The sequence below is a fragment of the Sunxiuqinia sp. genome, assembly GCF_055140945.1.
The window spans coordinates 20,378-30,201 of record NZ_JBSQYS010000048.1 but is presented as its reverse complement, the minus strand read 5'-3'; the positions used below and the strand labels follow the sequence as shown (position 1 = coordinate 30,201).

At 38.3% G+C, this 9,824-nt stretch carries 8 protein-coding genes; 7 read left to right on the top strand and 1 reads right to left on the bottom strand.

Going from position 1 to position 9,824, the window contains the following annotated elements; translation table 11 throughout:
* The 6 genes from ACTB00_RS17535 to ACTB00_RS17510 form a co-directional block, all read left to right on the top strand.
* On the top strand, positions 1 to 1,669 hold a 1,669-nt coding region (locus tag ACTB00_RS17535), incomplete at its 5' end, for a DUF349 domain-containing protein (RefSeq protein ID WP_463301211.1).
* Positions 1,670 to 1,803: 134 nt separating this feature from the next.
* Positions 1,804 to 3,408 carry a CTP synthase gene (locus ACTB00_RS17530; RefSeq protein WP_463301210.1) on the top strand — a complete coding sequence of 535 codons (1,605 nt, stop codon included), beginning with the start codon at positions 1,804 to 1,806 and terminating at the stop codon, positions 3,406 to 3,408.
* 15 nt (positions 3,409 to 3,423) lie between these two features.
* Entirely contained in the window at positions 3,424 to 5,361 is a 1,938-nt protein-coding gene (gene yidC, locus ACTB00_RS17525) for a membrane protein insertase YidC (protein ID WP_463301209.1), read from the top strand.
* A 67-nt stretch (positions 5,362 to 5,428) separates the two neighbouring features.
* Complete coding sequence (locus ACTB00_RS17520; protein ID WP_463301208.1) at positions 5,429 to 5,830, top strand: thermonuclease family protein; 402 nt, start codon at positions 5,429 to 5,431, stop codon at positions 5,828 to 5,830.
* Between the two features lie 59 nt (positions 5,831 to 5,889).
* On the top strand, positions 5,890 to 6,219 hold the full coding sequence (locus tag ACTB00_RS17515; RefSeq protein WP_463301207.1) for an antibiotic biosynthesis monooxygenase family protein: 330 nt from the start codon (positions 5,890 to 5,892) through the stop codon (positions 6,217 to 6,219).
* 15 nt (positions 6,220 to 6,234) lie between these two features.
* The gene (locus ACTB00_RS17510; RefSeq protein ID WP_463301206.1) at positions 6,235 to 7,875 is read left to right on the top strand and encodes a dipeptidyl-peptidase 3 family protein; all 1,641 of its coding nucleotides are present in this window, start codon (positions 6,235 to 6,237) and stop codon (positions 7,873 to 7,875) included.
* Between the two features lie 105 nt (positions 7,876 to 7,980).
* On the opposite strand, the gene ACTB00_RS17505 is transcribed toward ACTB00_RS17510, so the two are convergent.
* Positions 7,981 to 8,697, bottom strand: coding sequence for a peroxiredoxin (locus ACTB00_RS17505; protein ID WP_463301205.1), 717 nt, complete (start codon positions 8,695 to 8,697; stop codon positions 7,981 to 7,983).
* A gap of 487 nt (positions 8,698 to 9,184) precedes the next feature.
* Here ACTB00_RS17505 and ACTB00_RS17500 point away from each other — a divergent pair, with 487 nt between their 5' ends.
* Complete coding sequence (locus ACTB00_RS17500; protein ID WP_463301204.1) at positions 9,185 to 9,628, top strand: DUF4293 domain-containing protein; 444 nt, start codon at positions 9,185 to 9,187, stop codon at positions 9,626 to 9,628.
* Positions 9,629 to 9,824: the final 196 nt, after the last annotated feature.

The following is a 9,824-nucleotide window of genomic DNA, read 5'->3' as shown; positions in this document are numbered from 1 at the left end:
GGAAAATCATGCAGATGAAAATATCAAAGCTGATGTGGATATCATTAAAGTCAACTTTTATAAACAACACCGGGCAGTTGCTGACGAAGAGAAAAAGAAATTTATAGAAGAGGGTGGTGTCGAAGATGATTTTGAGCCATCAAATGCACTTTATGAAGATGACTTACGGAATTTGATGAAAGAATTCCGTGCCGCCCGGAGCAAGCAACATCGAGAGCTGGAAGATGAAAAAGAGGAAAACCTTCAGCGTAAATATGAAATTATAGACGAAATAAAGAACCTTGTCAATCGCAAGGAGTCCATCAATAAAACCTTTCATGAATTTAGGGAATTGCAACAGGAATGGCGTGAGATTGGTTTAGTGCCGCAGTCGAAGTTGAAAGACTTGTGGGAAAACTACCATCACCATGTTGAAAATTTCTACGATTACATTAAGATCAACCGCGAACTGCGTGATTTGGATCTGAAAAAAAATCTGGAAGCTAAAATTATCCTTTGCGAAAAAGCAGAAGAACTGTTGGTGGAACCTTCTGTGATTAAGGCTTTCAATATTTTGCAAAAATATCATGAGCAATGGCGTGAGATTGGCCCGGTTCCGAGGGAGAAAAAAGAAGAATTGTGGGAGCGTTTCAAAGCTGCTACTTCAAAAATAAACAAAAAACACCAGGCGTATTTCGAAGACCGTAAACAGGATCAAAAGAAAAACCTGGAAGCCAAAACTGTACTTTGCGAAAAAGCAGAGGAAATTGCCAATCAGGAAATTTTGAACCACAAAGATTGGGATAAAAAATCCAGAGAGCTGATTGAATTGCAGAAGGTTTGGCGAACTATTGGTTTCGCACCAAAAAGAGACAATAATCGAATTTATGAGCGCTTCCGCAGCGCTTGCGACAAGTTTTTTGACGCTAAGCGTGAGTTTTATGCCCAAAACAAAGAGCTGCAAATGAATAACCTGCAAATGAAGACGGATTTGTGTGTGCAGGCTGAATCATTGAAAGATAGTACTGATTGGCGTAAAACAACCGAAGAATTTATTCATATTCAGAAAAAGTGGAAAGAAATTGGTCCGGTTCCACGCAAGCATTCTGATGCTATCTGGAAACGTTTTCGAGCTGCCTGCGATTTCTTTTTCGATAATAAATCCAAACATTTTAATCATGTTGATGAAGAGCAGGTTGAAAATTTGAAACTGAAAAAAGATGTAATAGCAGAAGTTGAAGCTTATAAACTGACGAAGGACGAAAATACCGATTTAGCAGTTATTAAAGAGTTTCAACGTCGTTGGACGGATATTGGACATGTGCCATTCAAGGATAAAGATATTGTTCAAAATGAATTTAGAGATGCAATTAATAAGCATTTCGATAGCCTGAAAATTGACGACCATAAGCGTAATTTGCTGAAATTTAAGACAAAAATGTCTAACATTTCGGGGACAACGCGCGGGAATAATAAAATGCGTTACGAGCGCGACAAGTACGTTAGTAAGCTAAAACAGATGGAAAGTGACTTAATCTTGCTAAATAATAACATCGGATTTTTTGCCAATACAAAAAATGCGGAGTCGCTTATTGAAGATGTAAATAAGAAGATAGCCGATACACAGGAAAAAATAGAATTTCTAAAAGAGAAGATACGAATTATCGACTCGATGGAAGATGAAGATTAACTTCAAAATAAAAAGCCCGCTAATTATAGCGGGTTTTTTAATGATTAATCAAATTATAATTGATGGTTTTAAAGCCCAATAATTTTTATTGATTAACTTTGTGCGTTTTTAGGAACTTATAAAAATATACGATTTTGTCAGCAACGAAGTACATCTTTGTCACCGGAGGTGTGACCTCCTCATTAGGAAAAGGAATCTTAGCCAGCTCATTGGCTAAATTATTGCAAGCCAGAGGTTACTCGGTTACCATTCAAAAGTTAGACCCCTACATCAATGTTGATCCCGGAACTCTGAATCCGTACGAACATGGTGAGTGTTTCGTAACGGACGATGGTGCTGAAACAGACTTGGATCTAGGCCATTATGAGCGTTTCTTGAACGTTCCGACCTCACAAGCCAATAATGTAACAACCGGAAGAATTTATCAATCGGTTATCAATAAAGAGCGTCGTGGTGATTACTTGGGAAAAACCGTTCAGATTATTCCTCACATTACTGATGAAATTAAGCGAAAAATAAAATTCCTCGGAAACAAGCGCAACTACGACATCGTTGTTACTGAGATTGGTGGAACTGTTGGCGATATTGAGTCGCTGCCATACATTGAAGCAGTGCGCCAGTTGAAGTGGGAGCTTGGATCGAATGCATTGGTAATTCACTTAACACTGGTGCCATTTTTAGCGGCCTCAGGTGAGTTGAAAACCAAGCCGACACAGCACTCGGTAAAAGCTCTTTTGGAAAATGGAGTTCAGCCTGATGTTTTGGTATTGCGCACTGAACATGACCTTGGAATTGGTATTCGAAAGAAAGTAGCATTATTTTGTAACGTCGATATTGATGCCGTTGTGCAGTCAATTGATGTTCCTACGATCTATGAAGTTCCGAATAAAATGTTGGAAGAAAAGCTTGATTTAACTGTTCTCAAGAAATTGAAGCTTCCTTCGAAAAACGAACCAGATTTAAAAGAATGGAACGAGTTTCTGCGAAAACATAAAAATCCGGAGCAGGAAGTTGAAATAGGGTTGGTTGGAAAGTATGTTGAATTGCAAGATGCTTACAAATCAATTGCTGAAGCTTTGGTACATGCTGGTGCATCTAACCGGGCAAAGGTTAAATTGCGCTGGATTCATTCCGAAGAATTAACTCCGGAAAACGTTGAAGAGCAATTAAAAGATTTGGATGGAGTCATTATTGCTCCAGGTTTCGGACATCGTGGTATTGAAGGGAAGATCAAGGCCACTCAATATGTCAGGGAAAATAACATTCCATTCCTTGGAATCTGCCTTGGGATGCAAATTGCAGTTATCGAGTACGCCCGAAATGTATTAGGCATGACGGGGGCTGATTCAACAGAAATGAATGATAAAACAACTGCCCGGGTTATTGATCTGATGGAGGATCAAAAAGGAATTACAGAAAAAGGTGGAACAATGCGACTTGGCGCTTACGATTGCCATATTATAAATAAACGTTCCAATTTTTATAAAGCTTATGGAAAGACAGATATCCGTGAGCGACATCGTCACCGGTATGAGTTTAACAATGACTATTTGGAAGCTTTCAAGCAGTCGGACATGAAACCAGTTGGTGTTAATCCTGATACTGACCTTGTTGAAGTTATGGAGATTAAAAATCACAAATGGTTTATTGGGGTTCAATTTCACCCGGAGTACAGTAGTACCGTTTTAAAACCGCATCCGCTATTTGTTGCCTTTATCAAAGCAACATTGAAAAAATAAAGAAAAAATATTTATATGGACAGAAATACGGTCATCGGGATTGTTCTTATTTTCACGATCCTGATAGGATTTAGTTACTTGAACAAGCCTTCGGAAGAAGAAATTGCAGCCGCTAAAAGGCGTCAGGATTCCATTGCTCAGGTCGAAGCAATGAGAGCCCAAGAGGCTGAAGCACAAGCAGAAAATGCCAAAGTTCAACAATCATCGCTTCCTGCTTCCGAAAATGGAGAAGCAACGGATTCAACGGCAGTCGCTCAAAATGTGAAAGACCAATTTGGTGCATTTGCTGATGCAGCTATTGGGAATGAAGAATTTATCACCCTGGAGAATAACCTGATGAAAATTCAGATTTCGACTAAAGGTGGTAAAATTTACTCCGTCGAATTAAAAGATTATCAAACGTATGATTCTTTACCGTTGATGTTGTTTGAAGGAGAAGATAATCTCTTCGGATTAAATTTCTTTGCTCAAAACCGGAGCATTCGTACGGATGATTTATACTTTGTTCCTTCGGTAAGTAAAAAGGATATTGTCGTTAGCGGACCCGAAGTTCCGAAAGGAAAAGAAGGACGTGAAAGCTTTAATGAAGAAAATGCTGGTGAAAATCAAACGATTGCCATGCGTTTAGATGCCGGCAACGGTCGCTACATGGAATATCAGTATACCATCGATTATAATTCCTACTTGATCGGGTTTGACGTAAAAACTGTTGGTTTTGATCAGTTGGTGTCTCAAAATACCAACTACCTGAATTTTAACTGGGCTTTTTCAGCTCCTCGTCAGGAACGTAAATCAAAATATGGTGAAGATCGCTATACGACAATTACGTATAAGTATTTTGAGGATGAAGTGGATAAGCTGAGTGCTAGCGAGACGTCAGAAGAAACATTAAAGACCAAAGTAAAGTGGATCAGTTTAAAACAGCTGTTTTTTAACTCATCAATTATCGCTGACACGTCTTTCCCAACAGCAGATGTGAGATTTGAGTATTTGGAAGATGATCCGAAATACCTTGCTAATTTTTATACCGACATTGCTTTACCGTTCGAAAGTAAACCAAATGAGGACTATAGCATGCAGTTCTACTTTGGACCCAATCATTACACAACGCTTAAGCAATACGATATTTCATTGGAGCGCTTGGTTGATCTGGGATATGCAATTGTTCGCCCCGTAAATAAATGGCTAATTATTCCGGTGTTTAACTTCCTGGGGAAATACATCAATAATTTTGGAATCATCATTTTATTGTTGACCATTTTCATCAAGCTTATTGTTTTCCCGTTTACCTATAAATCGTACATTTCGCAAGCAAAAATGCGTTCGTTGAAACCAGAAATTGACGAGTTGGGCGAAAAGTTCGGAAAAGATAAGGCGATGGAAAAGCAACAGGCGACGATGGCCTTGTATAAAAAGGCAGGGGTTAATCCAATGGGAGGATGTTTGCCAATGGTGCTGCAAATGCCGATCTTATTTGCCATGTTCTTTTTCTTCCCAACTTCAATTGAGTTGAGACAAGAAAGTTTCCTTTGGGCAAACGACTTATCGTCTTTCGATTCTATTCTGAAATTACCATTCGAAATTCCGGTATATGGCGATCATGTAAGTTTGTTTTGCTTGTTAATGACCGTAACTACGATTTTTTCAACAAAACTAAACTCTCAGGCAACCAGTAGTCAGGCAATGCCGGGGATGCAGACCATGATGTACATTATGCCACTCATGTTCCTGTTTATCTTGAATAGTTACCCTGCGGGCTTAAGTTATTATTACTTTTTGGCTAACTTAATCACGATTGGTCAAATGTATTTATTCCGCACTCTCATTGACGAGGATAAAATACGGGTTCAACTTCAGGCGAATAAAAAGAAGGCAGGACCGGCTAAGAAATCTAACTTCCAGAAGCGGTTAGAAAAAATGGCAAAAGAAAAGGGAATGCAACTTCCAAAATAATATTTTATAATGCTGTCAGTTTTGGCAGCATTTTTTGTATTTTATCATTCGTAATCAAAATAAACGAATGATGTTTCAATATCAATCTGAAATACAAAAAGTCATTGATGGCGACACTTATGTCATCGATATTGATCTTGGCCTTGGTGTTTGGGTGCGCGGCGAACGAATCAGGCTGTATGGTGTAGATACCCCCGAAGTCTACGGAGTAAAGAGAACCTCCGAAGAATATCAGCTCGGCAAAGCATCCTCCGATTTTGCCAAATCGTTAGTAAAAAAAGGAACTTTGGCAATTGTCGAAACCATTAAGGACGAAAAAGGCAAATATGGTCGTTATTTGGCTGTTTTGTACGTCCGAGTTCCTGAAGATATTTTGGCCGGGCATGATCAAATCCGAGCAATTGCTGATTTCTATTGCCTCAATGATTTGTTGATTGCTAAAGGATTAGCCGTCCCATACATGCTATAAATTAATCCAACTATCGGAATTTATTGTTGGTTCGGATTAATTGGATTGGAATTTGTTAGATGAAAGCAATGATTGCAAAAACTCCGAAGCCTCCTTATTACGCCGTTATTTTTACATCTGTCCGTACACCGGAAGATGAGTCTCGCTATGCAAAAATGGCTAACAAACTGGAAGAACTGGCGAAACAGCAGAACGGTTTTCTGGGAATAGAATCTGTCCGTAATGATTTGGGTATAACTGTGTCTTATTGGAGAGACTTGGATTCAATCAGAAAATGGAAGATACAAGCCGACCATTTGTTTGCTCAGAAGATGGGGCAGGAGAAGTGGTATAAATATTACAAAACCAGAATTGCATTGGTAGAACGGGATTACAACTTTGAAAATTAAATAGTGAATATAACAATGAAGAGAATTATTTTATCGATGGTAATTGGTGCAGGTTTGCTCGCCGGAGCATGTACCAATAAAACCAATGAACAGAAAGAGATTAAAAGTGAAATTGCTCAAAAAGCTGATGAGTTTATTGCTGTAAAATTGACCACTGATTTATCGGTTTTAAGCGAAAAGGAAAAGCAAATGCTGCCTTTTTTGTTTGAGGCTGCTAAAATTATGAATGAAATTTTCTGGATTGAAGCTTTTGGAGATAAAGAAGAAATACTATCCAAAGCAACAAGCCCGGCGATGGAAAAATTCATTAAGGTGAACTATGGTCCGTGGGAACGTTTAAATAATAACGAGCCATTTATTGAAGGTTATGGCATAAAGCCTGCCGGAGCAAATTTCTACCCCAAAGATATGACAAAGACGGAGTTTGAAGCCTGGGATGAACCATCGAAAACGAGTTTGTATACACTCATTCGACGTGACGATGACGGAAGCCTGAAAGCAATTCCTTATCATGATGCATTTAAAGCGAAAATAGAAGAAGCTGTTGTCTATATTCGTCAGGCAGCGGAATTGGCGGAGGATCCGGGTTTGAAAAAATACCTGGAATTACGAGCTGATGCGTTGTTGACAGATGACTATTATGAAAGTGATCTCGCCTGGTTGGATATGAAAGACAACACCATCGATTTTGTAGTTGGTCCTATCGAAAATTACGAGGACCAACTGTATGGTTACAAGGCAGCACATGAAGCTTTTATTTTGGTGAAAGACAAAGAGTGGAGCCAGAAACTGGAGAAATTCGCGGCTTTATTGCCCGACCTTCAGAAAGCCCTGCCAACCAGCGAAGCCAATAAAAGTGAAATGCCTGGCTCCGATTCTGACTTGAATGCCTATGACGTGGTTTATTACGCCGGCGATTGTAATGCCGGAAGTAAAACCATCGCTATCAACTTGCCTAACGACGAGCGGGTGCGTGCCAACAAAGGTAGTCGCAAATTGCAGTTGAAAAATTCGATGAAAGCCAAATTTGATAAAATACTGATGCCAATTACGGATCTGTTAATTGCTGAAGACCAGCGAGGACATGTAAAGTTTGACGCGTTCTTTGAAAATACCATGTTTCACGAGGCGGCACATGGTTTGGGTATGGGGAATACCATCGATGGAAATCAAACTGTTCGTGAAGCTTTAAAAGAAACCTATAGCTCATTGGAAGAAAGTAAAGCTGATATTTTAGGACTTTGGGTTGTTTACAAGCTGACCGAGATGGGCGAGTTTTCCGATAAGGATCTGATGGATAATTTCGTCACCTTTATGGCAGGTATTTTTCGTTCTGTACGCTTTGGAGCCGCTAGCGCTCACGGAAAAGCCAATATGATCCGCTTTTACTATTTTCAGGAGAAAGGTGCTTTTGAGCGTGATGAAGCTACGGGAACTTACCGGGTAAACTTCGAAAAGATGAAGCAGGCAATGATTGATCTTTCAGATTTAGTTTTAACTGTTCAGGCAGAAGGTGATTACGATGCAGCAAAAGCCATGATTGGAGAAAAAGGCTTTATTCGCGATGAGCTACAAAGAGATTTGGAGCGGATCTCAGAAGCCGGTATTCCGGTGGACATTGTATTTAACCAAGGTCCTGAAGCTCTTGGATTGTGATTGGAATGAAAGCATTCAATTAAAAGGGCGATGGAAGTTAACTTCCATCGCCCTTTTTGAGTTCTTGAATTATAAATTGATTCATTTGGTCGTTTCAACTAAACTTCACTTTTCCTTTTTAAACCACATCCGATCACCAACTTGATAATACTCAAGTTCTAATTCCGGATTATTGGCTAATTCTTCTTTGGTGTACGGATAGTGCATCATCAGTAAATCATCACCTTTTTCCCAATTCGCAGGGGTCAGCATTTTTCTTTCATCAGCAGTTTGTAGGGCAACAATAGTACGCTCAATTTCCAAAATATTCCTGCCGATTTCAACTGGATAAAAATTAATTGATCTTACAATATTATTTGGATCGATAATGTAAACACCTCTTATATCATGACTTGTGCTTGTTGGAGCATGAAGCATGCCATACAAAATTGACGCTTTTTTGTTGGAATCCTCAAGTATCGGGAAAAGTATTTGTTGTTGTCCTCTTCCTTTATAATCCAGTTCTTCCAAGTGCGCTTTCCACATATTGTGTTGGGAAACATTGTCGGTAGAAATAACGGCAAATTGGACATTCAAACTTTTTAGGTCATTTTGTAAATAGGCAAGTTCTAAAAGTTCTGATGAGCAAACCGGAGTGAAGTCTTTCGGATGGCTAAACAGGATTTTCCAGCTTTTTTCAAAATCATTTGGAAACGTAAATTCTCCATTAGTCGATTGTGTAGTGAATGATGGAGCCTGGGATCCAATCAAAGGGATTTGCTTATTTTGCGAGTGAAGTGTGCCGACGAAGAAAATGACAATTAATAGGGTATAAATTCTCATGGTGTGTAGTGTTAGTAATAGTGGTTAAATACTGGATAAAAGTTAATATGATATTTGTTTTCAAAAGAGTGTTGTTATTGAAAAGAATAGACCGATAACGGTTCGTTTATTTTCAATAAAAGAAGATAGCGCTAATAGGATCTTTATATCTCATATGTTGACAACGTTGCAAGTGTACGACGATAGTTAATCCGAAGTCAATACGTGATTTCCGCATATTATTGTTAATCAGTAAGTTAACAATAATCTAAGTCAGGCTAAGTAGCTGTTCGTGAGGTTTTTGTGATTCTGTAAGTATCTGAAAATTAGTAGTTCAAAATTTTATCTTTTTTGAAAAAAAAGTAGAATGCAAAACATATTAATAAGATAATGGAATTAGCCAGTCTAATAGTCGGTTGTTTTGATAAAGAATGATTTGATAACTTTATCGATTTATTATTGCCACTTTTCCTTAAAAATGTAATTTTGCGCTAAAAATAAATTAATCATGATTCAACGTATTCAAACACTTTATATACTTATATCAACCAGTTTGATTGGTTTGCTATTTGCATTGCCATTTGCCGAAATTGCAGTGAGCGATAAATTTTACTTGTTTAATATACAAGGGATACTACACAATGGACAAGTCATTGAAAATGGATTACCAATCACAATTTTTACAGGCATTATTTTAGTTCTGCACGTTGCAGCTATTTTTTTGTTCAAAAAGCGTATTCTTCAAATACGAATATTGGTATTCTCCATTCTGTTGATGCTGGGCTTATTTGGTATGTTTTATTTCTTCACCTATTACAGCTTTAAAGGGGCTGATGTTAGCTTTAAAATTGCCGTTGTTTTCCCATTAATAGCTATTATACTCGATTATTTAGCTATCCGAAATATTGGTAAAGATGAAGCATTGGTTCGTTCCATTGACCGGATTCGATAACTGAAGGAACTTATAGTATTAAAAATGGCATCTTCGTTTTGAGGATGCCATTTTTGTTGTATTGAAGTCTTGTTTCCTGTAGATGTTTTCCTGATGTGAAAAAATTGTCATTTATATCTTCTTTTCTGCTGGTCTGGATTTGCAATCCTGGCCTTTAAAATAGTGGGCTTAAAATCCGGAAGGAATGCTGATGGGG

Coding starts and splice junctions, on each gene's coding strand:
- ACTB00_RS17520 (WP_463301208.1), top strand. CDS start 5,429: ATGATGTTTCAATATCAATCTGAAATACAAAAAGTCATTGATGGCGAC.
- ACTB00_RS17510 (WP_463301206.1), top strand. CDS start 6,235: ATGAAGAGAATTATTTTATCGATGGTAATTGGTGCAGGTTTGCTCGCC.
- yidC (WP_463301209.1), top strand. CDS start 3,424: ATGGACAGAAATACGGTCATCGGGATTGTTCTTATTTTCACGATCCTG.
- ACTB00_RS17515 (WP_463301207.1), top strand. CDS start 5,890: ATGAAAGCAATGATTGCAAAAACTCCGAAGCCTCCTTATTACGCCGTT.
- ACTB00_RS17505 (WP_463301205.1), bottom strand. CDS start 8,697: ATGAGAATTTATACCCTATTAATTGTCATTTTCTTCGTCGGCACACTT.
- ACTB00_RS17500 (WP_463301204.1), top strand. CDS start 9,185: ATGATTCAACGTATTCAAACACTTTATATACTTATATCAACCAGTTTG.